The following is a 906-nucleotide window of genomic DNA, read 5'->3' as shown; positions in this document are numbered from 1 at the left end:
AGATGACTTTGTCATCTCTTTTTTATTTTATAGTATTTATGCTAGTTTATAGTGTTTTAATCATGACTATGTTATAATTTTAAAGTATATTTTAGAAAGTGAGAAATTAAAATGGGACGTAAATGGAATAATATTAAAGATAAAAAAGCTGCTAAAGATGCCAACACTAGTAGAATTTATGCGAAATTTGGACGTGAGATTTATGTAGCTGCTAAATCTGGTGAACCAGATCCAGCATCGAATGGTGCGCTAAAAGTAGTTTTAGAAAGAGCTAAAACATATAAAGTGCCTAAAACTATTATTGATCGTGCAATCGAAAAAGCTAAAGGTGGCGGAGATGAAAGTTTTGACGAATTAAGATACGAAGGCTTTGGTCCAAATGGTAGTATGATTATCGTGGATACTTTAACGAATAATGTTAATAGAACTGCTTCTGATGTGCGTGCTGCATTTGGTAAAAATGGTGGGAACATGGGTGTTTCTGGTTCAGTAGCTTATATGTTTGAACCTACTGCTGTATTTGGTGTTGAAGGTAAAACAGAAGATGAAATTTTAGAAATTTTAATGGAAGCTGATGTAGAAGCACGTGATATTTTAGTTGAAGAAGAAACTATCATTATTTATGGAGATTCTACAGAATATCATAATATTCAATTAGCTTTAACTGATGCAGGTATTAATGATTTTACTGTAGCTGAAATTTCTATGATTCCAACAACAGAAGTGAGTTTAACTGGAGATGATTTAGTTAAATTTGAAAAATTAATTGATGCTTTAGAAGATCTTGATGATGTACAGCAAGTTTATCATAATGTAGATGAAAATTAAATGTAATAAGAGTTAGAAATGATCACTATGATTTCTAACTCTTATTTTTGTATAAGATAGGTTGTAAAATTAAATGCG

1 protein-coding gene is annotated in these 906 nt (G+C 30.5%); it reads left to right on the top strand.

What is annotated here, in order from left to right:
• Nucleotides 1–111: 111 nt before the first annotated feature.
• Entirely contained in the window at nucleotides 112–828 is a 717-nt protein-coding gene (locus AC5EAH_RS08160) for a YebC/PmpR family DNA-binding transcriptional regulator (RefSeq protein WP_493494282.1), read from the top strand.
• Nucleotides 829–906 lie beyond the last annotated feature (78 nt).

The organism is Staphylococcus sp. B1(2026) (genome assembly GCF_058895785.1).
This window is presented reverse-complemented; position numbering and strand designations above follow the sequence as displayed.

Bases quoted from the DNA above. Each gene is read 5' to 3' on its own strand.
- AC5EAH_RS08160 (WP_493494282.1), top strand. From the start codon at position 112: ATGGGACGTAAATGGAATAATATTAAAGATAAAAAAGCTGCTAAAGAT.